24 protein-coding genes are annotated in these 26,237 nt (G+C 45.6%); 11 read left to right on the forward strand and 13 right to left on the reverse strand.

Annotation, left to right across the window (positions count from 1 at the left end; translation table 11 throughout):
- Positions 1-234 precede the first annotated feature (234 nt).
- Together QT992_RS17160 and QT992_RS17165 are read left to right on the forward strand one after the other, a co-directional pair.
- Positions 235-1,749, forward strand: coding sequence for a phospholipid carrier-dependent glycosyltransferase (locus QT992_RS17160; protein WP_333313370.1), 1,515 nt, complete (start codon positions 235-237; stop codon positions 1,747-1,749).
- Between the two features lie 61 nt (positions 1,750-1,810).
- On the forward strand, positions 1,811-1,978 hold the full coding sequence (locus QT992_RS17165) for a hypothetical protein (RefSeq protein ID WP_333313371.1): 168 nt from the start codon (positions 1,811-1,813) through the stop codon (positions 1,976-1,978).
- Between the two features lie 223 nt (positions 1,979-2,201).
- Here the strand turns inward: QT992_RS17165 and trmB are convergent, their stop codons facing one another.
- The 4 genes from trmB to csaB all read right to left on the reverse strand — a co-directional run bounded on the left by trmB (position 2,202) and on the right by csaB (position 5,642).
- Positions 2,202-2,834, reverse strand: coding sequence for a tRNA (guanosine(46)-N7)-methyltransferase TrmB (gene trmB, locus QT992_RS17170; protein WP_333313372.1), 633 nt, complete (start codon positions 2,832-2,834; stop codon positions 2,202-2,204).
- Between the two features lie 159 nt (positions 2,835-2,993).
- Positions 2,994-3,713 carry a Uma2 family endonuclease gene (locus QT992_RS17175; protein WP_333313374.1) on the reverse strand — a complete coding sequence of 240 codons (720 nt, stop codon included), beginning with the start codon at positions 3,711-3,713 and terminating at the stop codon, positions 2,994-2,996.
- 74 nt (positions 3,714-3,787) lie between these two features.
- A complete protein-coding gene (locus QT992_RS17180; RefSeq protein WP_333339565.1) occupies positions 3,788-4,582 on the reverse strand; it encodes a Uma2 family endonuclease in 795 nt (264 codons plus the stop codon).
- 22 nt (positions 4,583-4,604) lie between these two features.
- Positions 4,605-5,642, reverse strand: coding sequence for a polysaccharide pyruvyl transferase CsaB (gene csaB / locus QT992_RS17185; RefSeq protein WP_333339567.1), 1,038 nt, complete (start codon positions 5,640-5,642; stop codon positions 4,605-4,607).
- Between the two features lie 410 nt (positions 5,643-6,052).
- Between csaB and QT992_RS17190 the strand changes: the two genes are divergently transcribed.
- The 5 genes from QT992_RS17190 (at position 6,053) to QT992_RS17210 (ending at position 12,025) form a co-directional block, all read left to right on the forward strand.
- Entirely contained in the window at positions 6,053-6,367 is a 315-nt protein-coding gene (locus tag QT992_RS17190; protein WP_333057176.1) for a DUF2499 domain-containing protein, read from the forward strand.
- 16 nt (positions 6,368-6,383) lie between these two features.
- Positions 6,384-6,803: a lysozyme inhibitor LprI family protein gene (locus QT992_RS17195; RefSeq protein WP_333339570.1), complete on the forward strand. Its 420-nt coding sequence runs from the start codon at positions 6,384-6,386 to the stop codon at positions 6,801-6,803.
- A gap of 189 nt (positions 6,804-6,992) precedes the next feature.
- Entirely contained in the window at positions 6,993-9,653 is a 2,661-nt protein-coding gene (locus QT992_RS17200; protein ID WP_333339573.1) for a DNA polymerase III subunit alpha, read from the forward strand.
- A gap of 1 nt (position 9,654) precedes the next feature.
- Complete coding sequence (locus tag QT992_RS17205) at positions 9,655-10,443, forward strand: LAGLIDADG family homing endonuclease (RefSeq protein ID WP_333339576.1); 789 nt, start codon at positions 9,655-9,657, stop codon at positions 10,441-10,443.
- Positions 10,427-12,025, forward strand: a complete 1,599-nt coding sequence (locus QT992_RS17210) for a helix-hairpin-helix domain-containing protein (protein WP_333339579.1) — start codon at positions 10,427-10,429, stop codon at positions 12,023-12,025. Before QT992_RS17205 ends, QT992_RS17210 begins: the two co-directional genes overlap by 17 nt.
- On the opposite strand, the gene QT992_RS17215 is transcribed toward QT992_RS17210, so the two are convergent.
- From QT992_RS17215 to QT992_RS17235, 5 genes are all read right to left on the reverse strand, one after another.
- A complete protein-coding gene (locus QT992_RS17215; RefSeq protein WP_333339581.1) occupies positions 12,002-14,092 on the reverse strand; it encodes a protein kinase domain-containing protein in 2,091 nt (696 codons plus the stop codon). The genes QT992_RS17210 and QT992_RS17215 overlap by 24 nt on opposite strands.
- A gap of 554 nt (positions 14,093-14,646) precedes the next feature.
- A complete protein-coding gene (locus tag QT992_RS17220) occupies positions 14,647-14,985 on the reverse strand; it encodes a DUF3593 domain-containing protein (protein ID WP_333313389.1) in 339 nt (112 codons plus the stop codon).
- A 297-nt stretch (positions 14,986-15,282) separates the two neighbouring features.
- Positions 15,283-15,606, reverse strand: a complete 324-nt coding sequence (locus QT992_RS17225) for an ATP-binding protein (protein ID WP_333377364.1) — start codon at positions 15,604-15,606, stop codon at positions 15,283-15,285.
- Positions 15,578-15,883, reverse strand: coding sequence for a hypothetical protein (locus QT992_RS17230; RefSeq protein ID WP_333377366.1), 306 nt, complete (start codon positions 15,881-15,883; stop codon positions 15,578-15,580). Before QT992_RS17230 ends, QT992_RS17225 begins: the two co-directional genes overlap by 29 nt.
- 230 nt (positions 15,884-16,113) lie before the next feature.
- Positions 16,114-16,242, reverse strand: a complete 129-nt coding sequence (locus tag QT992_RS17235; protein ID WP_333313393.1) for a hypothetical protein — start codon at positions 16,240-16,242, stop codon at positions 16,114-16,116.
- A 338-nt stretch (positions 16,243-16,580) separates the two neighbouring features.
- Here QT992_RS17235 and QT992_RS17240 point away from each other — a divergent pair, with 338 nt between their 5' ends.
- The gene (locus QT992_RS17240) at positions 16,581-17,285 is read left to right on the forward strand and encodes a pentapeptide repeat-containing protein (protein WP_333377368.1); all 705 of its coding nucleotides are present in this window, start codon (positions 16,581-16,583) and stop codon (positions 17,283-17,285) included.
- A 104-nt stretch (positions 17,286-17,389) separates the two neighbouring features.
- Here QT992_RS17240 and QT992_RS17245 read toward each other — a convergent pair whose 3' ends face one another.
- Both QT992_RS17245 and gatA read right to left on the reverse strand, forming a co-directional pair.
- Positions 17,390-18,604, reverse strand: coding sequence for an alpha/beta fold hydrolase (locus tag QT992_RS17245; RefSeq protein WP_333313397.1), 1,215 nt, complete (start codon positions 18,602-18,604; stop codon positions 17,390-17,392).
- A gap of 118 nt (positions 18,605-18,722) precedes the next feature.
- On the reverse strand, positions 18,723-20,183 hold the full coding sequence (gene gatA, locus QT992_RS17250) for an Asp-tRNA(Asn)/Glu-tRNA(Gln) amidotransferase subunit GatA (protein WP_333057204.1): 1,461 nt from the start codon (positions 20,181-20,183) through the stop codon (positions 18,723-18,725).
- Between the two features lie 1,099 nt (positions 20,184-21,282).
- Between gatA and QT992_RS17255 the strand changes: the two genes are divergently transcribed.
- From QT992_RS17255 to QT992_RS17265, 3 genes are all read left to right on the forward strand, one after another.
- Positions 21,283-21,738 carry a helix-turn-helix domain-containing protein gene (locus QT992_RS17255; protein ID WP_333057162.1) on the forward strand — a complete coding sequence of 152 codons (456 nt, stop codon included), beginning with the start codon at positions 21,283-21,285 and terminating at the stop codon, positions 21,736-21,738.
- Between the two features lie 414 nt (positions 21,739-22,152).
- On the forward strand, positions 22,153-23,454 hold the full coding sequence (locus tag QT992_RS17260; protein ID WP_333339593.1) for a serine hydrolase: 1,302 nt from the start codon (positions 22,153-22,155) through the stop codon (positions 23,452-23,454).
- A 55-nt stretch (positions 23,455-23,509) separates the two neighbouring features.
- A complete protein-coding gene (locus tag QT992_RS17265; protein WP_333339596.1) occupies positions 23,510-24,340 on the forward strand; it encodes an alpha/beta hydrolase in 831 nt (276 codons plus the stop codon).
- Positions 24,341-24,604: 264 nt separating this feature from the next.
- Here the strand turns inward: QT992_RS17265 and QT992_RS17270 are convergent, their stop codons facing one another.
- Together QT992_RS17270 and rlmB are read right to left on the reverse strand one after the other, a co-directional pair.
- Positions 24,605-24,883, reverse strand: a complete 279-nt coding sequence (locus tag QT992_RS17270; protein ID WP_333342893.1) for a DUF1816 domain-containing protein — start codon at positions 24,881-24,883, stop codon at positions 24,605-24,607.
- A 293-nt stretch (positions 24,884-25,176) separates the two neighbouring features.
- On the reverse strand, positions 25,177-26,237 hold a 1,061-nt coding region (gene rlmB, locus QT992_RS17275; protein WP_333377370.1), incomplete at its 5' end, for a 23S rRNA (guanosine(2251)-2'-O)-methyltransferase RlmB.

Genomic DNA, 26,237 nt, shown 5'->3' on the forward strand with positions numbered 1-26,237 from the left:
CGGCTTGCTAATTAGATCGGGAGCATTTGGTGAAACAATAGTCCCTCCTGGTTTTCGCTGCACTCTCCAAGCATTATTAGAAACCGGGTTTAAGAAACTGAGTTTTTCCCAAAAACCCGGTTTCTCATCAAAAATTCGGTTGCTGCACAAGTCCTATTTTACGTTACTCTCAACTCAGGAATTTAAAATTAGCGATCGCCCTCAAATTTAGTATCTATTATTGGCTGCTGTTTTATGAAAATCAAGAAAAAACAATTAAACCAATCGAATGTTATTTTTTCCCTAGCAATGCTCGGTGTCTTCCTCTTTTCCTTAACTTTACGCTTTTGGGCACTAGAGCGATTTAACACTTTAGTATTTGACGAAGTTTATTACGCTAAATTTGCCAACAATTATCTCACAAAAACTCCTTTTTTCAACGCTCACCCGCCTCTGAGCCAGTACATAATTGCGATCGGAATTGCGATCGGCACTCACCTTCCCTTCGGACAAACAGCCGTCAACAGTATGGCTGGCTCCCTGCTTTCCCCTTGGGATTACCGCTGGCTGAATGCTCTCACAGGTTCCTTTATTCCCCTAGTTGTGGGAGCACTAGCTTATCAGCTAGTTCGGCGCCGCAGTTACGCTTTTCTTGCTACTTTGTTGGCCGCCTGCGACGGTTTATTTTTAGTGGAGTCTCGCTACGCGCTGAACAACATTTATCTAGTTTTGTTTGGAATTTTAGGTCAGTTATTTATTTTAAAAGCCGTCGAAGCCGAAGGCAAAAAGCGCTGGCTTTGGCTGGTACTAGCCGGGATAGGTTTCGGCGCATCTGCGGCTATCAAATGGAACGGATTATGGTTTATTTTCGGTACTTATCTAATTTTAATCTGTGCTTGGGCAGTTCGTTTTATCCAGGGTAACAGAGGAAATGAAGAACAAAGCCGCGAGGTAGATTCACCTCTAATTCCTGCCGAAAGTCCAGTACAAAAACTGACTAAACTCAATTTTATAGAACTCGGCTTGAGTCTAGCTATTATTCCTATTCTAGTTTACAGCATCTCTTGGATTCCTCACCTGTACTTTAATCCAACTCCCAATTTCTGGCAGATGCAAACGGAAATTTTGACTTATCACCAGCGGATTAAAAGCGGGCCAGATGTACATCCTTACTGTTCCGCGTGGTACAGTTGGCCTTTGATGCTGCGCCCCATAGTTTACTTCTACAAAACTGCTAGCAGCAATGCCCAACCAGATCCGGTTTTGCCGCCTTTACCGGAAGGTGCAACTCAGGCAATTTTTGACGTTCACGCCATGGGAAATCCATTGCTTTGGTGGCTTTCAACCTTAGCTTTACTGCTAGTAATAGGAGTTTTAGTTCACCGGATTTGGGTGTGGCTGCAAACGCGCAGCGAGGCTTCTGTTGACACGATAGAACAGCAGCGGCCGATTTTGTTTCCGCCGACTGCTGAAATGTGGCTGGCGTTATATTTAATAGTTAATTGGGCCGCTAATTTGCTGCCTTGGGTGAAGGTGACTCGCTGCATATTTTTGTACCATTATATGGGCTGTTCTGTGTTTGCAGCCTTAGCACTTGCTTGGTGGGTTGACAGGTGGCTGCACAGCCCTCAAACTCGACTCCGAGGGATGGGGGTAACAATTATTTTTCTGGTTTTGGGTGCTTTTATTTTCTGGATGCCTATCTATTTGGGACTGCCTTTGTCGCAAATGGAATGGAAAATTAGGATGTGGCTGCCCTCTTGGGTTTAAGTTAGAAATAATTTTTTTATTAACGGGCTTTCCGGCCCGTTCCACAAGAAAATTAAGTTTTGTGGAAAAGGCCGGAAAGCCGTTTCACAAGAAAATTAAGTTTTGTGGAACAGGCATCTTGCCTGTTCCTAACGGGGAAGATACCCGTTCCACAAGAAAATTAAGTTTTGTGGAACAGGCATCTTGCCTGTTCCTAACGGGGAAGATGCCCGTTCCACAAGAAAATTAAGTTTTGTGGAACAGGCATCTTGCCTGTTCCTAACGGGCAAGATGCCCGTTCCACAAGAAAATTAAGTTTTGTGGAACAGGCATCTTGCCTGTTCCTAACGGACAAGATGCCCGTTCCACAAGAAAATTAAGTTTTGTGGAACAGGCATCTTGCCTGTTCCTAACCAAGGTGCAAGATGTAATTTATAACATTTATGACAAAGGTGAGTTTGCAAAAGCGAGCATTATTTTTGATACAGTGCTCGATAAACTGGTTCGCCCCGTTTCAGAGTAGCAATTTCTCTTTCTGTAGCCACAGGCAGGGGATTTTCTGCTAGCCATTCGCCACCATTTTGACGTTTAAAACTGGGGTGAGATGAAAAGCGATCGCACATTTCGCTTTCTACTTCTTCAATATCTGACTGAATAAACACTTCGCCACCAATTGCCAGATAATTTGCCAATTCGTTGACTAATTCCTGCTGCACCACCCGCCGTTTGTGGTGCTTTTTCTTGAACCACGGATCGGGAAACTGAATGCTAACCCGCTGCAAAATACCTGCGGGTAAAGTTTCTAAAATTGGTTTCAGGGAACTATTCGCATTGCAAAACAAATAGTGCAAATTTGTCAAGCCTTTTTCGTCCCGCCAAAGATTCGCTTCTTCTACCAGAGGTTCCCGAATTTCTAATCCGAGAAAATTCCAGTCTGTTTGGATTTGCGCCATGTGCCACAAAAACCGTCCTCTGCCGCAGCCGATATCTAAATGCAGCGGTAAATGTAAGTCGGCATAGATTTTAGTCCAATCCGGGGGACTTGCAGATGCTTGATATCTAATTGATAGGGGATTGACGTGTTCCCGCACTCTTACTCTTGCCAATTTTGCTGTCTCCTGAATGTATTTTTTAACCGCTGATGAAGGCAGATGAACGTGGATTAACGCCGATAAATATTGATTTTTGCGATGTTGTTCCCTACTTTTTAATTAATGAGCAATCTTAAATTGCAGATGGACAATTTTAAATTCCTCATTATTGCATTAGGCCTCTGGTTCGAGGCCTGCTGCTCTTAATTGGGCGGCTAGTCGATCGCCCCGCTGCCTTTCCCTTTCCACCATCTCTGCACCCCACAATAACATCTCTCCGCTCTCATCCCACCACCGCAACCAATATCCCGTTCTTTCGGCTTTTGTTCCCTGCCAAACACCCAGAAATAACCCGACTCCGGCAATCCAATAACGATTGTTTGCATCGGGTTGCTGTTTTTTATAGTCTGCTGGTGAAGTCAAATGATATACTATTAAAGCTCCGCTCGCAGGTTCAAAAATTACATAGATTGGGGCTTGTAATATTTGTTCGTAAAAATGCCATTTTCCGGGAATATAAGTTTGTTTTGCAGAATATTCATCCTGATAACTAGGAGGATTATCTGGCAAAAACTCCATGACAATTGCCGGAATGTCTCCTTCTAGGTTGGGGGTATAACTGCGACGAATTTCTCGATCGGGAAGGGGCTGTACGTTGGTGGCATAAAACAGATCGGGAGTTTTTATAACTAGCTTATCGTTGAAATTTACACAAATCGCCAGATGAGACGCAACTAATGTTCCCTCCAAAATTAGCCCCGCAATTTCTAAGCTTTCCCGTAAGGCGGCGGCGAGCAAAGGCTGGTCGATATCTTGCAGGGGGTGCTCGTCTAAAATGAAATTTTTGGGCAATTTTTCCCAGGATATTTTGAATTGAATTGGATTGAATGTCATGGTATTTTACCTCTTAGTAAGAATGCGGTGGAACTGCTGGCAATAATTTCCGATCGAATAGCATCGCCTATTTTTTAAGCTTCGGGTTCAATGCCTAATGCTCTTAATTGTGCGGCCAATATGGACGATCGTTCTCGTTCTTGTTCGGCTTGCTGTTGAGCGATCGTCTTTTGCTGCCGTTCTTGTTGGGCTTGCTGTTGAGCGATTACTCTTTCTTGCCTTTCTCTTTCTACCATTTCTGCACCCCACAATAACATCTGGCCGCTTTCATCCCACCACCGCAACCAATATCCGGTTCTTTCGGCTTTTGTGCCATACCAAACACCTAGAAATAATCCAACTCCAGGAATCCAATAACGGCCGTTTGGATCGGGCTGCTGTGATTGGTACTTTCCTGATGAATTCAACAGGTTAATTTCTAGCATTCCTGTGGCAGGTTGAAATATTGCATAATTTGGCACTCGCAATATTTGCTCGTAAAAAAACCATTTGCCGGGGGGATAAGTTTTTTTGCGAGAATATTCATCGTTGGAACTAGCTGACAAAAATTCCATCACGATCGCCGGAATTTCCCCTTCTAAGTTGGGAGTATAACTGCGGCGGATTTCTTGATTTTCCAGCGGCTGTACGTTGCGGGCATAAAACCAATCTGGAGATTTAATAACTAGCTTGCTGTCTACTGTTGCACAAATGCCCATATTTGGGGCAACTAATATTCCTGCTACTATTAGCCCCGCGATTTCTAAGATTTCTCGCAAGGCGGCGGCTAGCAAGGGTTGGTCGATGTTTTCCACAGGTTCCTCGTCTAAAATGAAGTCGTCTGGCAATTTTTCCCAGGTAATTTTTAAGTTCGCTGTACTGACTGTCATTGTATTTCACCTCTGAATGAGATTACTGGAGCGCGGCTCGCAATACTTCGCGATGAAAGAGCGATCGCTCTACTATAAATTTTATCCTGTCTGGCGATAAGGCGTGGCCGTTAGCATAGTGTTCCATCCAGGTTTTGCTGATTAAATAAGGATCGTCTGGCAATTCTGATAATAAATATCCCGGCATTTCTAGCTCTTCCATTAACTGGCTGACTTTCGGATCGTAGCTGAGGGCAAAACAGCGGCATTCTTCGGATGCTGCCATAATTAAACTGTGGTAGCGCATCCCGATCGCCATTTCGACTCCCCGGAACACTCCTTTCAATTTTCTCGGATCGTCTAAACTGAGGATGCGGCTCGTTTTGGGCAGGGCTTCGTGCAAATGTTTGGCTATTTCTAAGTCGTGAGACGCTTGAAAAGGCAGCAGCAAAATTAAGGTGCGAGTTGCTTTTTGAAAGTCAACTAAAGCTTGAGTTAAGATTGACAAACGGGCGGGAGTTAGTGTAGAGTGAGAACGCAAACAAACAGCCACTCTGGGCGCAGGTAAATCCCACAAACCCGACACGGGAGAATTCTCCAAAGCCCACACGGGATCGGGCGCTAAAGTAAAGGGAATTTTCCAATCTGCAAGTAAAGTAGCTGAACCTTTATCCCGCACGCTGACGGCGGTGCATCCAGCAAAACAGCGCTGAGATAACTTGCGAGTGATTTCGCGCTTCAAAGGCCCAATTCCCTGGGCCCAGGCAACAGTTTTTAAGCCCATCCGCTGCGCTAATCCCATCAAACCCCCATAATAGAAAGGGCTCGCAATGCTAGTAGTGTCTTGGATTAAACTGCCGCCGCCCCAGATTAGCGCGTCGGAGGTGCGGAGTGCTTCGATAACTTGAAAGGCATTCATGCGATCGCGCGCAGCTACCCCGTACCGCTGATTTGTCTCGACAGGATTGCCAGACAGGACGATCGGCGTTACGCCATCTGGTAACATTTGCAGTAGCGATGCCAACAGCGCCTCGTCGCCGCCGTTGCCTTTACCGTAATAGCCGCACAAAATTGCTCGCATTTCTACTCTTTTCTTTGTTTGTGATGGGGAATGTAACTATTTTAGATTTTAGATTTTGGATTTTAGATTTTTTTGAGATTTGAAATGAGATAATACTACTACCCAAAAAAATGCTACTGTCAGCAAGCTTCAAGGCTTTACGTCATCAGTCAGCTCAAATCGCAAATCTAATAAAATCTCGAATCGCTAATCTAAAATTGTATGACCAGCCCAAAAACAGGTACAAGCCCCGACTTAAGTCGTGGATGCTCCTAAAATTTTAGACCAAAGCTCAAGCTCCAAGATTCATCTGTGGAGTCAATCTAAAATCTAAAATCTAAAATCTAAAATCGACTGACTCATCATACTTTATATGACAGTTGCGTAAGTCCCGATCGATAAATCTTTCATCTTCGTTCACAATACAAAAAATGCACGCTTTGTCAATTCCCACCTGGATTATTCACGTCTCTAGCGTCGTCGAGTGGATTGCCGCCATCTGGTTAATTTGGACTTACGGCGAAGTCACTCAAAACCGAGCTTGGTGGGCCCTTTCCGCCGCAATGCTGCCCGCTCTCGTCAGCGCTATGTGTGCCTGTACATGGCACTATTTTGACAACTCCCCAGCCCTAGAATGGATCGTTACCCTGCAAGCGGCGATGACTCTATTCGGCAATTTTACTTTGTGGGCTGCTGCTTGGTGGATTTGGCGATCGGCTCAGCCAGCAGAGAAAATTAAAGATTAAAAAAAGGAGAAACTAAGTGAAAAATAGCACTATTTGCGTAAAATTTGCGGCAAGTTTGCTTTTGTTGACAGCCGGATTTTTGCTTCCCAGCAAAGCCAGCAACATTCCCCTACAAGTCGCCCAACAGCCTAACTGCAAAAGTCCTCAAACCACGCTAGACATGAATATGTGTTCTAGTCAAGAGTTTGAGGCGGCCGACAGAAAGCTCAATCAAGTCTATCAGCAACTGCAAGCAAAAATCAGCAGTAGACAAAAGCAGAGATTGACTGCAGCACAGCGTACTTGGATTAAATTTCGAGATGAAAATTGTGATTATGCAAAAGGGCAGTTTGAAGGCGGTAGTTTGGCTGCTTCTACCTACGGTTATTGCAGGGCCAGAGTGACGCAAGAACGGATTAAAGATTTGGAAGGTTATTTGAAACAAGCAAATTTGTAAAAGTTCGATCGCCAGCGAGAATAATTTACCCCTTCAATCATCAATTCCGCGACAAGCTCATCTTTTGCACTTCTAGAAGCCCCAGCACAAACCAGCTCAAGAGTGATATAAAGCTTTGTTTTTTATTTTACGCTTTGACACGCCGATGGTGTAAAATCTAAATTCTCAAATCTTATATTTTAAATCCCTATGTCCTTCGTTGGTTTGCACATTCACAGCGATTATAGCTTACTAGATGGGGCTTCTCAGCTACAACAGCTCGCAGAACGGGCGGTCGAATTGGGGATGCCCGCGATCGCCCTTACAGACCACGGGGTGATGTACGGGGCGATCGAGCTAATCAAAGTTTGCCGAAATAAAAATATCAAGCCGATTATTGGCAATGAAATGTATGTCGTCAACGGCGACATTGAAGTAAAAGTTCGAGGTAGAAGAAAATACCATCAAGTTGTTTTAGCTAAAAATACCCAAGGTTATAAAAACCTCGTCAAACTAACCACAATTTCCCACTTAAAGGGAATGCCAGAAAGAGGTATTTTTGCCCGACCTTGCATCAACAAGGAACTGCTAAAACAATACTCCGAAGGTTTAATTGTCACCAGTGCTTGTTTGGGCGGCGAAGTTCCCCAAATGATTCTCCAAAACAAGCTAGATACTGCCCGTGAAGTAGCCACATGGTATAAAGAAGTATTTGGGGAAGATTACTATATAGAAATTCAAGACCACGGTTCCCCGGAAGACCGGATTGTTAATGTTGAAATCGTCAAAATTGCCCGCGAACTCAAGATTAAAATAATTGCCACCAATGATTCTCACTATATTTCCTGCAACGACGTAGAAGCACACGATGCTTTGCTGTGCATTAACACCAACAAACTGATTGAAGAAGACAAGCGGATGCGCTACAGCGGCACAGAGTATTTGAAGTCCGCAGAGGAGATGGCGCAACTGTTTCGAGACCATTTGGATGATGAAACAATCAAAGAGGCGATCGCAAATACCCTAGAAGTCGCAAATAAAGTATCGAGATACGAGCTCACAGGAGAAGCTCGGATTCCCACCATTCCAATTCCCCCAGAACATACAGCCGATACTTATGTAGAAGAAATATCCTGGCTGGGACTGTTAGAACGCCTCAAAGCCCGCACCAGAAATGAAATCCCCCCAGTCTACAAACAAAGACTAGAATACGAACTGAAAATGCTTCAGCAGATGGGATTTTCGGAATACTTTTTAGTAGTTTGGGACTACATAAAATATGCTAGAGACAACGATATTCCAGTAGGGCCAGGACGCGGTTCTGCCGCAGGTTCTCTAGTTGCCTACGTCCTCAAAATCACCAATATAGACCCCGTACACCACGGACTACTATTCGAGCGATTTCTCAATCCCGAACGGAAATCTATGCCAGATATTGATAGCGATTTCTGCATAGAAAGGCGGGACGACATGATTAAATACGTTACGGAAAAATATGGTAGCGAGCGCGTAGCGCAAATTATTACTTTCAACAGAATGACATCAAAAGCTGTCTTGAAAGATGTGGCCAGGGTGTTAGGTATTCCCTACAAAAAAGCCGACGAAATGGCTAAATTAATTCCCGTGTCCAGGGGAAAACCGGAAAAACTTAAAGTGATGATTTCCAATGAAACACCTGCACAGGAATTTAAAGACAACTATGAAAATACAATTTGCATAAATGCCGAAACTGGTACAGAAGTCCCAGTTCGTCAGTGGATTGACATGGCAATTCGCATTGAAGGAACCAACAAAACCTATGGTGTTCACGCGGCCGGTGTGGTAATTTCTTCCGAGCCGTTGGATGAACTTGTACCGCTGCAAAAGAATAATGAGGGTGCTGTGATTACCCAATATTTCATGGAAGATTTGGAATTTTTGGGGCTGCTGAAAATGGACTTTTTGGGATTGAAAAATTTAACAACGCTCCAGAAAACTGTTGATTATATTAAGCAAACCCAAAATCTAATTGTCGATCCAGAAATGCTACCTTCTGATATTGAGCGCAGAGCTCAAGAGACTTTTGGCAGAATCAAAAAGTTACCGGATGATGTAGATAAAACTTATAGACTTTTAGAAAGAGGAGATTTAGAAGGTATTTTTCAGTTAGAATCCTCTGGAATGCTGGATGTAGTGAAAAAACTCAAACCTTCCTGTCTGGATGATATTTCTTCTATTTTGGCACTTTACCGACCCGGGCCGCTGGATGCAGGTTTGATTCCTCAGTTTATTGACTGCAAGCACGGTAAAACCGTTGAGTACGATCATCCGCTATTAGAACCGATTTTAAAAGAGACTTACGGAACGCTTTGCTTTCAAGAGCAAATTATGCGGATGGCTCAAGATTTGGCGGGATATTCTTTGGGTCAAGCTGACTTGCTGCGGCGCGCAATGGGCAAGAAGAAAGCTGATGAAATGCAGAAGCAAAAAGAAACGTTTATCGATGGGGCAACTAAGAATGGAGTCAGTCAAAGAATAGCTGATAAACTGTTCGCGCAGATGCTACAATTCGCGGAATATTGCTTGAGCTATGACACGAAGATATTGACAGTGGAATATGGGCCGATGGCTATTGGCAAAATTGTTGAGGAAAAAATTGAATGTACTGTTTATAGTGTTGATAGCAACGGTTATATTTATACACAGTCAATTGCACAGTGGCATCGCCGGGGGCAGCAGGAGGTCTTTGAGTATTGCCTGGAAGATGGCTCGATAATTCGCGCCACAAAAGATCACAAGTTTATGACTGTTGGCGGTCAAATGCTGCCCATTGACGAAATCTTTGAAAAAGGATTAGACTTAAAACAAATCAACTCTAGCTCAGATATATAAAATGTATCTCGACTATAGGCAGCTAAAATCGGAACACAAGGAACAAATCATTTCTGCTTTTAATCAGGGCATGGAGTGTCGAGACATTCCTAACTACCTTGGTGTGAGTGAAAGAGCAGTTTCAAGGGTTTTAAAAGAAGCCGACATTAATACTAAGCGGCGAAACCGCTATACTTTAAATGAGAGCTATTTTGATGTAATTGACTCTCAAGCTAAAGCTTATTTATTAGGATTGATAGCTGCTGATGGCTGCGTTACTCAAACTAATTATGTAGCTTTTGAATCTATTGACAAAGAACTTACAGAAATGCTCAGCATAGAGCTACAATACTCTGGTGAAATTAGAGTTATTCAGCCTCAAAATTATGCTCCTCACTACCGAATAAATTTTTCTTCTGAACAACTGGCAAGCTCTTTACAGGGCTACGGCATCATAACAGGAAGAACTTTTTCGGAAGTTACCTATTTCCCTAACTTAAAATATTTAGGGTCTTATGTGTTAGGCTATTTTGACGGTGACGGTTGTGCTTATGCAAACAAAGGTAGAAGTGGCGGTTTAGTGTGCATCGTCGGTTCCTTTGAATTTGCCCGCGAACTAGCCATGCACCTAGGGATGGGTTCTGTACAAGAGCATCAATTAAAAAAAGTTTATTATTGGAGAATCTTTAGTCGAAACAATATACAAGCATTCTATGATTTTGTGTATCAATATCCCCGCTTGGGATTGCAACGAAAGAAAACTAAAATAGAGGCTATTCTCAGGAGTTACAAACATGGTAAAAATTATTAGTCGAAAATCACTAGGAACTCAAGAAGTCTATGACATAGGCGTTGAACGAGAACATAACTTTATCCTAGAAAATAGTTTGGTGGCATCTAACTGTTTTAATAAATCCCATTCAATGGCCTATGCGTATATCACGTATCAAACTGCCTATTTAAAGGCGAATTATCCTCTAGAATATATGGCTGCACTGCTGACTGCTAACAGGGGCGATCAGGAGAAAGTACAGAAATATATTGCCAATTGTCTCAAGCTGGGTATTGAGGTTGATCCGCCCGATGTTAATAGCTCGGAACTTACTTTTACACCGCTGCCCAAACAGATGACTGGCTCTGCAAAAGATAAAATTTTGTTTGGAATTTCGGCTGTTAAAAATGTGGGAGAATCGGCAATTGAAAATATTTTGGCGGCGAGGCAGGAAGGGGGTAAGTTTAAATCGCTGGCTGATTTGTGCGATCGCGTAAATCTCCATTCGGTCAACCGCCGGGCTCTAGAAGCTTTAATTCAATGCGGTGCTTTTGATAAAATTGAAAACAATCGCAATCAATTAGTACACGACCTCGAAGGAGTGATAAAATGGGCGCAAGAGCGCAAAAGAGACCGAGAAAGCGGCCAAGGCAATCTTTTTGACTTGTTAGGTGCGAATAGCTTCGGGAAGTCAGTCAATACCTATGAGTCCGCGCCCAAATCTAAAGTGGTACCAGATTTTGAAAAACAGGAGAAATTGCGTTTAGAAAAAGAACTGCTTGGCTTTTATGTGTCAGAACATCCCCTAAAGTTTCTCATGCAAGTAAACGAAGACCCCGATGTGGTGACTCTCGAACAGTTAGCAGATAAAAAGGGGAAAGTATCAGTTATTGTCATGCTCAGCGCTATTAAAATGGTAGTGACTAAAAAAGGCGATGCGATGGCAATTTTGCAATTAGAAGATTTGACCGCTCAAATAAAAGCTGTGGTGTTCCCCAAGGCTTACGAACAAGTGAAACCTTACATGGTAGAGAATGCTATCTTACTGATTAGTGGAAAAATTGAGAAAGATGGCGAGGAAATTCAGATAATTGTAGACACTGCAAAGCCGGTGGAAACAGTACAGGTTGAAGAGGAAATCGAGAATGCCCAACCGGAAGTAAATAACCATTGGCCGGCGGAACCAGTCAACGTTGTACGATCGACAAAACCTGTGGAAGTTTTAGAAATGGTCATTGTCAAGCTGACACCGCAGCAAGTACAAGACGGGAAAAAACTCAATTCCCTCAAAGCTATTTTGCAAGAACTTTCCAATCGTGGAGAAGGTGCTAACGTTTCTGTGGGGGGAATTGTTGTCGGTGAATATTCCTGTCAACCCCTTCGCATTAACCCTCAATTGTGGGTGCAAGATGGCGAGGGAACTGTTAGCCGTCTCAAGTCGGCTGGATTTGATGCTTGGGTTTTTCCTCTAGACAATCGCGGGGATGCTGCGGTATTTCGAGAAATGCGATCGCAACTTAATGTACATTCTTGGGCCAGTCGTTTACTTGACACTGACACCGATCGCCTTCACAAGTATGTCACATATCTCGCCCAACTAAACAGACGGCCGCCAAACTAACACTTTGCCACCATCCCCACCGGTGACTAAAGTTTGACCGTCAGGACTAAAAGCCACCGGATTGCACCCAGCAAGAGAGCACAAACATTCTCCTGTTTCCAGGTTCCAGAGTTTAACCGTACCATCTCGACTGCCACTAGCCATAATTTCGCGATCTGGACTCATCGCCACCGAAATCACCGCATCAGAATGCCCACTCAAAGTATTAATCAATTCCCCTGTATCGGCATTCCACAATTTAACAGTAGCGTCTGCACTTCCACTGACAATCATCTTTCCATCTTGACTAAATGCGATCGCATAAACCCAATCTGAATGACCGACAAAAGTCCGTACACTCTCCCCAATACCTACCAGCCACATCTTGATAGTTGCGTCAGCACTACCACTGGCAAGCATCATACTTTGAGGGCGAAAACTCACAGATAAAACCTTGTCAGAATGTCCCGAAAGTTTTTGAACCAATTCTCCGTTGCGCTGGTTCCACAATTTAATACTCTTGTCGCCGCTGGCACTCGCGATCGCTCCAGAGTCGCAACTAAAAGCCACCGAGTACACGGGGCCGTACCGGTGACTGTACGGCGAACCAAAATCGCTGTAAAATTCGCGAATCATCGCCTTTTTATCCAGCTTCCACTCAATGACTTTTCTGTCAAAACTGCCGCTAACCATCATTCTCCCGTCTGGGCTGATTGCCACAGCATCAACCGTTGCGGAATGGCCGAAAAAAGTATGGATGAATTCACCTGTTTGCAGGTTCCACAGCTTAATTGTTTTATCGTCGCTGGCGCTAGCGAGAATATTGCCTTGAGGATTAATAACAACAGCATTAACCGGGGCTGAATGACCGTGGAGAATGCGATCGCACCGCCAGTTATTAGACGACAAAAATGTCGGATTGTTAGCGGATGGCGCAACATGAATCTTGTGGGGCGGCGCGGCCGATACGGCGGTTGCTTTATTGGGCTGCGAGTTAGTTACTGGCGAATTAATAGCTATTTTTGTTGGGGAATTATAACTGATTTGAGAGCGGGGATATTGGCCAACATTTACCAAGTCTTGCAACACTTCAGCAGCGGATTGATATCGCTCTCTTACCGAATCTTTGAGCAATTTATTCAAAATAGTTGCTAATTTTTGGCTGACTTTTATGCCTTTTTGCGCCAAGTGCGATCGCCAAATCCATTTGCATTCCAAAGCATCGAACAAATCCTTCAATACCGCCCCAGTTAGCAGGTGAATGCAGGTAACGCCCAAACTGTAAAGGTCGCTCGCCGGATACGCCTTGCCGCTGCGGATTTGTTCGATCGGCGCATAGCCAGCAGTTCCAGTTATCGTCCCAGTTTGCGCCTCAGAAAGGCCGGTAATGTGCTTAGCAACTCCAAAATCTACTAGCACAAACTGACCCCCCCTGGCCTTCCCCTGTACAGCAGGAGATTCAGGCACAATTATCCCTTGTATACCACCAGAAGATTGAGGTAAAGAGGCCCCTCCTTTTCCTTTACCAGGAGTCGAGTTGCCATATCCCGCCGCAGCCCACAAGCTTTGGGGAGTTCTCCGCAGAATATTTTCCGGCTTAATATCCCGATGAATCACCTGCTGCTCGTGAACAAATTGCAAAACAGGCAACAAATTGATCAACAATTCCCAAATCTGTTCCTCGCTAAAAGCTCCCCGCTGCTGCAACTCCTGAAACAAATTATTTCCATCGATTAACTCTTCCACAAGATACAGACGTTTGGCTTGTTCAAAAGAAGCCAGCAAACTTGGAATCTGCGGGTGTTCTCCGAGTTCGTGTAGTCGGTGAGCTTCTTGTTTGAACAGTGCAGTTGCCTTTTCTAATTCAGCTTTTTCTTGTACTTGGGGGAAAAATTGTTTGATGGCGCAGGGAGTTTTCAACCTATCTTCATCGACAGCTAAAAAAGTTCGGCCAAATGTTCCTTCACCGATAGGTTGAAGGGCGCGGTAACGCTCTTTCAGTAGCAATTTAGAGCCGCAGGCCAGACAAAAATTGGTTGAGTCAGCATTCTGCGGCTTTTGGCAATGGGGATTGAGGCAATAGCTCATCTTTTTTCCGGCCTGGAGATTCCCACCACAGCTAAACTTAGCAACATGGTAGTCTGTTTCCACTCACGCCCAGAGCACCATTCTCGATAATACCTGAGAAACTCGCTTTCTTAACCCAAAATCTCGGCTCTCAGGTTGAGCCCGTGGCAAGAAACCAAGGTGAGGACACTAAAATTGCTTGATGTGAGTTTCCATATATTGTAATGCTTTCCTAAAATTTTGCAGGTTGGCGGTTCACAAACTGATATGTCAACAGTTATACCAATTTTTTATGAGGCCCCGTAGAATCTGATCCCCCCTAACCCCCCTTCTTAAGGGGGGGACAAGATTCTTCTCAGAGTATGCGATTGTTTGAATTTATATTGTAGTTTAAGCTCCCCTGAATAAAGGGGGGACAAGATTCTTCTCAAAGTCAACCCCTACTCCCCAACAATCAGGGGGATTTAGGGGGATCGAGATATATGCAACTTCACATTAAATTGGTATTAACTGTTAACTACGGCTATTCTGGAGCATTTCTGCAGAGAGTAAATACCAAACTGAGATGAGCTCGGCTATTCTCCCCCATCTAAAAGACACTCTTGCTCCTCGTCGCCCTTCTGTGAGGATGCTTTGGCTTTAATCACCGCTTCTCTAAAGCCTAAAACTAATAAAATATTGGCAAGTGTTAAGAATAGTTCCGCAGAACCGTGCAGCCAATCGACATTTGCTAGTGACTCATTGTAGGCAACTTTTGCGTAAATTGCCGCGGGAATCGTCACTGCTACAAAAACGAGAGTGCCGTAAAATCCCATCAGAGCTAAACGGGGTGTTTTTCCCGATTTAGTCAAAAACCAGAGAAATCCCAAGTAGGGAAATAGAGACAGAACAAATAAAGTTTCTTTGGAAATCATTAGTAATTGGTGAGCGACCAGATACTATGATAAATTAAAAGCTCAAAAATTAGTGTGAATAATTTTTAACTTTTAAGGTTTAGTTTTTAATATTTAATTAGACAGATGCACCCGTTTCTATCGAACTGCTATAGAGTCACCCAATACCATAGCTCTTAACCCAAGCCGCAGCAGGTGGGCAGTATTCCAAACCCCTCACCCACGCGGAGACAAAACCCGTAACTTTTCCCCTAACACCGTTTTTAGCCTAACACATTTTTTACCGGGCCAGTGTGTTAATTGTCCATCACGCCAAAGCTACCCAGCAATTAGAAAGAGAGACGGTTCCAAAGTTTTTTGTCTGCTAGGCATCAAGCAAGCATCGTTCAAAACCTCTAAATCCAAGCCGTTATTTCTATCGGCTTCCATAATTTCGTTGAGCTTAGCATCAAAATCAAAACACGGGCCGCAATCCCAAACTTTGAGTTCCAACCGTCCGTTAAACACCATAATTTCCAGTTGAACAGGAGTTTCTACTGGCAACTTTTTGTGAGCGTGGCGAACTGCATTACTGAAACCTTCAGCCAAAGCTAACTGAAGATTCCCCCAAACCTCATGAGGAATCGATAAATCTTTCAACATGCTCAAACCACAACAAAACTTGAGTTAAAGCATTCACATCTGTGTTGACTTGCAGGCTAATATGTTGAACACAAGTTTCATGCAGCTCTTCTTCCTGCTCTGTTTCAGTCTGCCAATCCCAGGTGTTTAATAAATTCATTAACCCATCTAAAACGCTAGCATTTTTTATATTTTGCGATTGATTGCGACCTTCTACTTCGTAACTTTTGCTCAGCCAGAAACAATTTCGATTGTCGAGAGTCCGGGTGTAACTGAGCTCGTCTGCAATCTGCCACATGAGTTTGATCCCCCTGCCACCTTCTGCAAGTTGATCTATGCTGTTCGACATCTATTTTCCTCGTCTGAAAGTATTAGCTGTACCCAATTTTCCCACCCGCCGAGACATTTGGTATTTTTTTTATACTGGCTTGCTCGGTGTTATTTCGGGGATCACACAAAAATGCTATCTTTTTTAGAGAAGGCAGCGCATCAGCAATATGTCTTAAGAGTCTAAGCCAATTGGCTTATTTACCGATCGCCTGTACGGAGAACGATCGCCCTCGGCAGCAAAATCCAACTGCATCCATTACAAATACTTATCCGTTGTCGGAGTCGGTCACTTGCCGCAGCCGTCGCCAGCTTCAGAATCCCTGGCATTTAGCGCCTCCGGCCGTTCGCCGCTCGCTGCAGGGGAGCCTTGATGTGCGGGGTTTCATCCCCAAGGCGTAAGTAATATCGGTGAGGGCGATGGCTACGCCCCGGCTTACGCCTACGAACCTTACACCGTCGAGTCGCGTCCATCCACTAGAGTAGGACTTACGCAAACAACCCAGTTTCTGCTAAGAATATTGGGTTTGACAGCGAGGAATTAACGAGGAAACCGGCTTTTTGGCCCCCGCACGTAAGTCCAGCAGACAAATCGGTGATGAAAGGCAGTTACAGGACTTACCCAGACTATGACCAAAATCCAACTGAAAATTCTGACTGCAGCGATAATGCTACTCCCATTTTGCGCCGCACTTCCCTTACAAGCTCAAAATCTGTCTCTAGTCAAGCGGCTGCTAGAAACCAGAGGATGTCCCGGATGCGACTTATTTGGCGCTTCTTTGAGCCGTGCAGATTTGTTTGGCGCTTCCTTGAGCCGCGCCACTCTCAACAGGGCCGACTTAGTTGATGCCGACTTGACTGCGGCTGACTTAATGGAAGCTAATTTAAACAACGCCAACATGAGAAACGCCTTTTTGGCTGACGCCGACCTCAGCAAAGCCGACATGAGCAGGGCCGACATCAGGGGAGCCAACTTAGAAAATGCCAACCTCAGCGAGAGTTTTCTGCGAGACGCATCCCTCCAGTTGGCTAACTTAAAATGCAGTAATTTGAGCGCAGCTAAACTAAGTAGAACCGACCTGAGAAATGCCGATTTAAGCGGTGCAAATCTCAGGAGTGCCGACCTCCAAGAAGCCGATTTAAGCGGTGCAAATCTCAGCGGTGCAGACCTGAGAAATGCCGACTTGAGGGATGCGAGATTGAACAAAACTAATCTTACAGATGCCAATCTCTGCGGCGCCCGGATGCCGGATCGAAAAATATCTCGGCGCGGCTGCGAAGTTAAGAAAGAACAAGCTATAAGCACGAACAATTACTGCAATTATTGCTATGCCTTAAATGACTGGTGGCTGAATGTATTAAGGTTATACTAAGCGGTATCATCGGGATAACTGCTCCGCTTTAGATATCTACTGTTTGAAGTGCGAGCAGGCGGTACAGATATCAAACTTAACCTGTTACCGCCAATAGCTTTTATCTACTTTGAAGAACCTAAAAATTGGCTCAGTATTTGCAGATATTCTGCGCCCCCGATCTGTGCCACATTATTGTGACCTCCATCAGGAACTATGTACAACTGTTTGGGCTGAGGTGCTGCATCAAACAGTTTTTTGGTCATTTCCACTGGAACTACATTGTCAGCAGTCCCGTGAATAAAGAGCACAGGCATTTGCAGGCGATCGACTTTTGAAAGAGAATCAAACCGCTGTGTCAGCAAAACATCGATCGGAAACATCCAAAACAGCCCTTTTTGGAAATTCACCATCGCCCGCGTCGAAGTAAAAGAGCCTTCTACAATTACCCCTGCCGCCTCCGGGTGACGCACGGCTAGATCGATCGCGATCGCCCCTCCCAAAGAATGACCGTAGAGATAAATTTGATTCGGGTTAATCCCCCGCTGTTTCACCAAATAATCCCAAGCAAGCTGAGCATCCTCATAAACCTGAGATTCACTCGGAAAATCGCCCTGGCTTTTGCCATAACCACGATAATCGATCACAAATACCGACAAACCTAACCGATGAAATCGATAAGCGTGTTCGACATTTGCTCCCACATTTGAACCATTGCCGTGTAGATACAAAACTACCTTCCCTAACCCCAGGGCGGTTTCATTCTTGGTAGGGGCGGTGCCCCCGTGCCGGCCCTTTTTGCCAGAAACCCCCATTCGATGGTTGGTGGCGGGGGTAGGCACGGGGGCACTACCCCTACAAAAACCTCGTTTTTGGTGAGAATCAAACAGCCCTGCCCCTAACCCCCCCTTGTTAAGGGGGGGAACCGGAGCGACTGCCGGTCTCTCACTTTGCGGGGACGTTCCGACTCCTCTAGCTCCCCCCCTTGGCAAGGGGGGGCTGGGGGGGGTATCCGAGTCTCCGGTGTTAACAGAGGGAACAGCCTCCCCCTTTCTTGCTCCACCCCTAGCTTCGGGGGGGCTGGGGGGATTTTCCGATGCAGGAATCCACCACCCGTGCACGCTTTCCACCGCGCCTGTTTTAGTTGAAATTGGCAACCAAACATCTTGATATTTCAACTGAAAATCATCTGGCGTAGTTTCGATCGCGCGCGCGGGAAAAAAGATAAACTTACCTTGCGCTACAAAGAGGAATACACAAGCAGCAGAATAAGCAACGGCCAAAACTATCCCAAAAGCTATTAGCGACTTAGACAAAAGGAATACTAGCAAATTGTTCATAGATAGAGCACGCGGGAAATTAGAGATCGCTCAACAGCTAATGGCAAATGATTAATTCAGACAATTAGCCAAGATCGATTACTAACTTCCGCCACCGTATTCCGCCGATTTTCAAAAATTAATGCAATTCGGGGTGGTGTAAGTGCCAATTCGTAGACTGTTCGTAAGCGTGAGCCACCTGAAACAGCCGAGATTCTTGCAAAACATTACCAATCAGTTGTATACCCACGGGCAGTCCTTTATCATCAAATCCGCAGGGCAAACTCAAAGCTGGCAAACCAGCAAGATTCACCGGAATAGTCATCAAATCTGACAAATACATACTCAGGGGGTCATTGAATTTTTCGCCTGCCTTAAATGCGGTAGTAGGAGCAGTGGGACAGACTAAAACATCAACTTGAGAAAAAGCTTTTTCAAAGTCTTCTTTAATCAAAGTCCGAACTTTTTGAGCTTTTAGATAATAGGCATCGTAATATCCAGCCGACAATACGTAAGTGCCGATCGCAATCCGGCGTTTAACTTCCGCACCGAACCCTTGAGAGCGGGTTTTGGCATACATATCCAAAAGATTATCGGAGTCTGGAGACCGGAAACCGTACTTAACTCCATCATATCGCGCCAAATTTGCCGAAGCTTCCGATGGAGCAATTATGTAGTAAGTGGGCAAACCGTAGCGGAACCGGGGACAAGAAATGACTTGAATTTCTGCGCCCAATTGTTGAAATTGCTCGATCGCCTTAGTAACAGCGTCTTTAACCCCGGAGTCCAGCCCTACACCAAAAGTTTCTTTAATTACACCAATTCTAATCTGACCCTTCGGTCGCAAACTGGGTCTTAAAGCTTGAGCGTAGTCAGGAATTGGGACATTAAGACTCGTGGAATCTTTCGGATCGTAACCGGCGATCGCCCCCAACAAAATCGCCGAATCCTCAACAGTCCGGCCAAAGGGCCCAATTTGATCGAGAGAAGAAGCATAGGCCACCAAACCGTAGCGAGAAACCAACCCATAAGTCGGTTTCAGCCCCACCAACCCGCAAAAAGCAGCAGGTTGGCGGATTGAGCCCCCTGTATCCGAACCCAAACTCACGACGCATTCTCCGGCGGCTACCGCTGCGGCAGAACCGCCAGAAGACCCGCCGGGCACGCGCTCCAAGTCCCAAGGATTCGCGGTAACTTGATAAGCAGAAGTTTCTGTCGAGCTCCCCATTGCAAACTCGTCCATATTCGCCTTACCCACAATCACCGCACCGGCTGCTTGGAGTTTCGAGACGACGGTGGCATCGTAGGGAGGCACAAAATTCTCCAAAATCCGAGAGGCGCAGGTTGTGGGAACGCCCTCGGTGCACATATTATCTTTAACGGCGATCGGGATACCGGCCAACAGGCCAATTTGCTCTCCGGCTGCGATTTGGGCATCCACTTTATGGGCCTGCGCCAATGCGCTGTCTGCCGTCACGCACAGAAAGCTTTTCAACTTCGGCTCTAGCTGGGTAATTCGGTCTAATGCTTCTTGAGTAATTTCCACAGCAGAGCGTTCTTTATTGACCAGTTGTCGGTGCAACTCGCGGATGGATGCCATGCTCGTACCTTTATCATTTCTACTTTGAGACAATACAGTTAATATAGCTGGCAATTGTACCTGCTTACAGCCCGAAGGCAAAGTCGGCTATTTTTGTGGCGAAAGTTCGAGCCTCGAAGAGGGCTCCGCTAACGGGCGATCGGTCATTTTATATACAAGAGATTAAATTCCCAAAATCCCACCGGACACAAAATAGCGATCGAGTTTTTTACCTAATTTTTTAACAAACCAAGAATGCAACTGTATCAGGACTGATGCAAAAAGTGGTTTGACGCGAGATTTATATGAGTAAGGGGTAAGGTGTGCAATGCGACCCCTACATAATTAGGTTCGGTCTTCAAGAATGTCTATGCAAGATCGCAATCATTAGGAAATCAGTCATTCCCAATTCTGTAATCTAAATTCTAAAATATTAGAACCCAGCTTCTCTTCTACCTAACCCATAATTTATGGTAAAAAAGATGCCCTAACAAATAAAATAATACCCTATTATGACTGCTTTATTTCTGGAAAATTCAGACATTAAGAAAATTATTGGTATATAAAAACTTCGCTCTTTGTTATATTTAATTTATTTTTAAAGCATAATTGCTCGCATCTGAAGCTGATTTGTGACTAGATCGATCGCGTCATGAAAATTCCGAATAACATGAACTAAAACTACAAAGTGATGACAATTAAATATTAGATTAGGGCGGTCACTCCCCTAATAATTAGGGTCAGATTATGAAGAGCAGTTTTTTAGTCAAAAATGACTGAAAGTTATCAGTCAGCCGAGTGAATTAATGGCGGTGGCGCGATCGAAGAAAATAGCGATCGACCTTTTCCGATCCACGCCCATTGTGCCAGAGGTCAAAAAGCCTGTCAGAAATCTGGGGTTCACAAAAAAGCTCGGAACGCTCACCGCCACACCGAGGTCTCCTGTTGCCCGCACCTGCAAAAAAACAGCAGTCCTTCCTCAAGTGCGACTAGCTGCGTGCCTCTGGGGTAAAAAAAGCTACTTATTTGCCGCCACGATCCCCAGGAAAATAATTTCATCCGGAATTATCCCCAAAACCCAAGATATATGGTAAGAAGTTCCCGATGCCCCGTTGGAGGAATGCCACCTAAAGCTCACTTAGAATCCCACCTGACGGCAGAGGAACTCAAAATTCGCTACCGGCAGGCACAAAACACCACAGAGTCGCGCCGCTGGCACTTGCTGCTGTTAGTGTCCCGAAATTGGACTATCAAACAAGCAGCCCAAGTCGTAGGCCTCAACTACGACTACGCCAAAGAAATTGTCCAGCGCTACAACCGAGAAGGGCCTAACTCTGTGAGAAATCGCAGCGGAGACCGCCAGCCCCCTCCTGCAAAATCCTTGCTGAATCCTGAACAGCAAGAAGAACTGCGACAAGCCCTGCTAGGCCCTGCCCCCGACGGCGGAGACTGGACAGGCCCCAAAGTCGCTCGCTGGATTGCCGAAAAGATTGGTAGCGATCATGTCTGGCCCCAACGCGGCTGGGATTACCTCAAGCGGTTGGGTGCTGACTGGCGACGGCGGCGCAGAAAGTAGATAGTTCCCAATATTTAGAGGGGGTTGATTGCCTTCGTGCGATCGCTCCCTTTATTTTGGCAGAAGTCATTAGTCAGCAGTCATTAGTCAATAGCAGTATTCGTAGGGTGTGTCGCCATTAAAAATCCCTAAATTAAATCGACTATTTTGTGGCGACGCACCTTCTATCATTTATCAACAAGCTTGCTACCACAAAAATGTTGGGCGGAGTGAAACGGAGGGTTGTTGCCGGGGTTCATTAAAATAAAAGGTGCGTCGCTATGAGATGGTCGCTCTTTTTTGAGGATTTAAGGGTAGCGACGCACCCTACGGCTACGGCTAAAATCCCAAATCTCCAATCTCCAATCTAAAACCGTTTGACTGATGTAACAATAGCTGCTTATATAGAATTTGGTTGTGTTGAGGATGTTAAATATGCCAGAGATTAGGCGTTTTTTGTCGATCGCCAACAAGATGGCGGCAGTAGTAGCCGGCATTGCACTGGTTCAGATGTTAACCATCGCAAGTTCATTCTCTCAATCATCTAACCCGCGTTCCCTAGACGAACTCTACAAAATTCGCGATGGGCTAATCGCCGAATTAGAACAACCCTCCTCTCCCTCCCCAGAACCAACCCTCCTCTCCCGCTTAGTTCCCCTCACCGCCAATCCTCAAGAACAACTGCTACAGCAGTTGCAAGCGGTGGAAGCTCAAATATTAGTAGAACAGAGGGCTAAGGACAACTTACAACAAGCAGTCCGTTTAGCCAACAGAGCCGTAGAAACTAAAGGGCAGCCAAATAAGTCGATCGAATCTTCGCAGCAAACTCAATTTTTCTGGCATCAAGCCCTCAACAACTTGCAGGAAGTTCCTCAAAATTCATTTTTAGCTTCCCTCACTGCCTCAAAAACTCAAGAATACCGGGAAAATTTAACAGCAGCAACCTTTCAAGTGCAGCAAGCAAAATCTGATTTGTTGGGTGCGCTTGCGCGGGAAAGCGGTTTGTCGGCTCAAGCTTCGATCGGCATTTGCAACCTTTCTAGAGAATGCGTACACCTCCGGGGCGATGTACCTCCTGTCAGTCCAGCCAGCTTAATTAAATTGCCGATTGCTGTCGCCCTGATGCAAAAAGTCGAAAAAGAAAAAATTAGTCTGAACCAGGAAGTATTAGTCACTCGCGGTAATTTCACCGAAGACGCATCGGCAAAGATTACGTCCAATCGCAATTACCCGCTACAGCTACTGTTAGAAGAAATGATCTATCGCAGCAGCAATATCGCCACCAATCAACTAATCGATTATTTAGGTTCGGATTACATCAATCAATATTTAGATAATAGCGGCTACGAAGTCACCCGCGTCAACTTCAAATTAATGGGGGAAAGAATTATGCCCTCCAACCCCGGTTCAGGTCGCAACCGCCTGACTGCTAACGAACTCACCGAAATGATGGTGCAAATTTACAACGGCGAAACACCCGGTGCTAAACTGTTAATAGAAACTCTCAACCGCCAGTACGATCATGCTCTGGGATTTGCCGCGTTAAAAGGAACTAAAGCTCAGTGGTTGGGCGAAAAAACTGGCCAAAATTCCAAGGTGCTCGGCACAACTTTAGCGATGAGCATTGAGGACGAGGCCTATGTGATTACTGTGATTGACAGCCGCAGCGGCGAGCTACAAATGCGCCAGTCTATTTCTAAAATTGCCGATTACATGGTCAGAAACCCCAGCTTTTAACCGCTGGAATATACAATTTATAGCGGGAACAACGCACCGCCCAAACAGTTAAAAAATGCCGCATCAACAACTCAGTGTTTCCGTCAAAGGCAAAGGGTTTCCGATTCTTTGCTTGCACGGCCATCCAGGTTCCGGCGATTGTATGTCGGTATTCACAGAACACCTATCAAAACGCTTCCAGACGATCGCCCCAGACTTGCGCGGATACGGCAACAGCCGCACCTCAACTTTCTTTGAAATGACCGATCACCTAGTCGATTTAGAAGCACTATTAGACAGATTAGGAGTCGATCGGTGTTTGGTGATCGGATGGTCTTTGGGAGGGATTTTAGCCCTGGAATTAGCCATGAAATATCCCCAGCGAGTCACCGGTTTGATTTTACTTGCATCCGCAGCAAAACCGCGAGGAAGTCACCCTCCCATCTCTTGGCAAGATAACCTTTACACCGGTTTAGCGGGAATTATCAATTGGGTGATACCGGGTTGGCAGTGGAATATTGATACTTTTGCGAGGCGATCGCTCTTTCGCTACTTGATACAGCAGCATACAGCCACCCCTTACCGCTACTTAGCACAGGCAGGTACCCCCGCCTACCTCAAGACTTCCAACACGGCCACCAAGGCGTTAAATACCGCTCTGAGGGCTGGATACGATCGACTGCTGCACCTGGGCGACATTCATTGTCCCAGCTTGGTGTTGGCCGGAGAGGGCGATCGGCACATCACCTCAGCATCCAGTTTAGAAACCGCCCGCCACCTCCACGATTGTCAGTGGCAGTGCTATCCCAATACAGCCCACTTGTTCCCTTGGGAAATTCCCGATCGGGTACTCGCAGACATCGATCGTTGGATGGAGAGTCACCCCGAAGCAGTTGGCAATTGCTAGTCTTAAGTTTGGAGTTTGTCAGGGGAGCATCTCAGTTTTGCATTTACAGTGCGAGCGTCCCCGCTCGCGTATTGTACAATACGCGAGCGGGGACGCTCGCACTACAATAAAAAAAATGCTTTTTACAAAACTGAGATGCTCCCGTTTGTCAGAAGCAATTAATCACCCAACACTCAACAGTTTTGAAGTTATAAATCACAACTCAAAACCGCACAGCGTTGCGAGGGAAGCGTAGGTCTCTCAAAACTCAAAATTCCCCTGCTTCTACTGACCGCTCAAAACCGGCCACAGCCCTCCATCACCAAGCTTTCCCAAATCTTCTGCAACCGTCAAAGTAATTGGTTTGCAGCGGTGAATCGAAACACTAACACCTTCTGCCCCTTCATTTTCTATGTCTTCTACATATCCTGCTTTTGCAGTTGCCGCCTCTCCCTGGGTTAAGAACGGGCCAAAATAGTAAATGCACCGCGGCGCTGAAGTTTTAACTTCAACCCACCAAGCCAATCCGAAAAAGTTGAGCAAGCTAATCAAGAATTCTTTCATGTGCTTTTCTAATGTATTTGACGGTGTTTTCAGGGTGCTGCGAACACGCCTAGGCTTTTGTTATTTACACGAGGCTGACTGCTACCAAGAACCGATCCAAACCTATTTAAATATATCTAAATAGATTGGTGTCGAATTCCTGTTTGAACCTAGGGGGCGGGCCCCTTCTACTTTCGTCTGAACAAGTAACGACAGTCGATCGGCTATCCTTACTTGTTCCGGGTGTGGTGCCGCTCCATTCTGCGCGGCATTCACAATAAACTACTCTGTTGTGCTGTTTTTTTCAACCACCTTTACGATCCGTGTACGTGAAACTTTTTGGGCCCGCGCTGACGGTAAATTTCGTATAAAGCCATCCCCGTTGCTACCGAGACATTAAGGCTAGGAGTATTACCCCTTAAAGGAATTGAAACTAATCCGTCACATCCGCGCTGTATCAAAAGGCTCAAACCGTCAGCTTCACCACCCACCACTAAAACAGTGGGCCCGGAGAACTTAACTGTCTCTATAGATTGACCGACGCCTGCTGCAGTGCCATAAATCCAGAATCCAGCCTCTTTGAGTTCTTCCAGCGCCCGGTTAAGATTGACAACCCTCGCCACGGGCAGGCTTTCCAATGCCCCTGCTGCCACTTTTCTCACTGCCGAGGTAATCCCAACAGCCCGCCGCTGCGGAATCACCATGCCCTGAGAGCCCAATGCTTCTGCGGTGCGAATGATCGCCCCTAGATTGTGCGGGTCGTTGAGTCCTTCTGCTACCACAATTACTGGATCTTCGCAAGCAGACTTAGCCTTTGCGATCAGTTCGCTCAAATCTAGGTATTCGTAGGCTGATACTTGAGCTGCTACGCCTTGGTGGTTTGCTTTGCGCGTGATGTAGTCGAGGCGCAAATCGTCAACTTCGTCAATGATGCTGCCGTTGGCTTTGGCTTCGGTTAGCAAGCTGTGAAAGCGGGGATCGTAGCGCAGGTGGGGGACAACCCAGATCCGGTTGAGGACTTGGTTTGTTTCTAAAGCTGCTTGCACCGCATGGCGGCCGTAAATCATGTCGTCTGTGTCTGCGTCTGGTTGCACGACTGTATTTGAGGCAGTGTCAACAGGGCGAGTGTCTCTGTCTTTGTCTCTGTCTCTGAAATGGTTGCCCCGGAATTCCTGCGGGCTATTGTCTTTGTCTCTGTCTTTGTAATAATTGCCCCTGGATTCCTGCGGGCTGCTGTCTCTGTTTCTGTCTCGGAAATTGTTGCGGGCCGGCTGCGGGCTGCTGTCTCTGTCTCTGTCTCTGTCTCGGAAATTGTTGCGGGCCGGCTGCGGGCTGCTGTCTCTGTCTCTGTCTCTGTCTCGGAAATTGTTGCGGG

Source organism: Microcoleus sp. T3_D1, from assembly GCF_036700405.1.
GTDB lineage: Bacteria > Cyanobacteriota > Cyanobacteriia > Cyanobacteriales > Microcoleaceae > Microcoleus.

Coding starts and splice junctions, on each gene's coding strand:
- QT992_RS17270 (WP_333342893.1), bottom strand. CDS start 24,883: ATGAAAGAATTCTTGATTAGCTTGCTCAACTTTTTCGGATTGGCTTGG.
- QT992_RS17255 (WP_333057162.1), top strand. CDS start 21,283: ATGCCACCTAAAGCTCACTTAGAATCCCACCTGACGGCAGAGGAACTC.
- QT992_RS17225 (WP_333377364.1), bottom strand. CDS start 15,606: ATGTTGAAAGATTTATCGATTCCTCATGAGGTTTGGGGGAATCTTCAG.
- QT992_RS17240 (WP_333377368.1), top strand. CDS start 16,581: ATGCTACTCCCATTTTGCGCCGCACTTCCCTTACAAGCTCAAAATCTG.
- QT992_RS17205 (WP_333339576.1), top strand. CDS start 9,655: ATGTATCTCGACTATAGGCAGCTAAAATCGGAACACAAGGAACAAATC.
- gatA (WP_333057204.1), bottom strand. CDS start 20,183: ATGGCATCCATCCGCGAGTTGCACCGACAACTGGTCAATAAAGAACGC.
- QT992_RS17260 (WP_333339593.1), top strand. CDS start 22,153: ATGCCAGAGATTAGGCGTTTTTTGTCGATCGCCAACAAGATGGCGGCA.
- QT992_RS17220 (WP_333313389.1), bottom strand. CDS start 14,985: ATGATTTCCAAAGAAACTTTATTTGTTCTGTCTCTATTTCCCTACTTG.
- QT992_RS17190 (WP_333057176.1), top strand. CDS start 6,053: ATGCACGCTTTGTCAATTCCCACCTGGATTATTCACGTCTCTAGCGTC.
- QT992_RS17265 (WP_333339596.1), top strand. CDS start 23,510: ATGCCGCATCAACAACTCAGTGTTTCCGTCAAAGGCAAAGGGTTTCCG.
- QT992_RS17245 (WP_333313397.1), bottom strand. CDS start 18,604: ATGAACAATTTGCTAGTATTCCTTTTGTCTAAGTCGCTAATAGCTTTT.
- csaB (WP_333339567.1), bottom strand. CDS start 5,642: ATGCGAGCAATTTTGTGCGGCTATTACGGTAAAGGCAACGGCGGCGAC.
- QT992_RS17215 (WP_333339581.1), bottom strand. CDS start 14,092: ATGAGCTATTGCCTCAATCCCCATTGCCAAAAGCCGCAGAATGCTGAC.
- QT992_RS17180 (WP_333339565.1), bottom strand. CDS start 4,582: ATGACAGTCAGTACAGCGAACTTAAAAATTACCTGGGAAAAATTGCCA.
- QT992_RS17175 (WP_333313374.1), bottom strand. CDS start 3,713: ATGACATTCAATCCAATTCAATTCAAAATATCCTGGGAAAAATTGCCC.
- QT992_RS17235 (WP_333313393.1), bottom strand. CDS start 16,242: ATGCCAGGGATTCTGAAGCTGGCGACGGCTGCGGCAAGTGACCGACTC.
- QT992_RS17230 (WP_333377366.1), bottom strand. CDS start 15,883: ATGTGGCAGATTGCAGACGAGCTCAGTTACACCCGGACTCTCGACAAT.
- QT992_RS17160 (WP_333313370.1), top strand. CDS start 235: ATGAAAATCAAGAAAAAACAATTAAACCAATCGAATGTTATTTTTTCC.
- QT992_RS17210 (WP_333339579.1), top strand. CDS start 10,427: ATGGTAAAAATTATTAGTCGAAAATCACTAGGAACTCAAGAAGTCTAT.
- QT992_RS17200 (WP_333339573.1), top strand. CDS start 6,993: ATGTCCTTCGTTGGTTTGCACATTCACAGCGATTATAGCTTACTAGAT.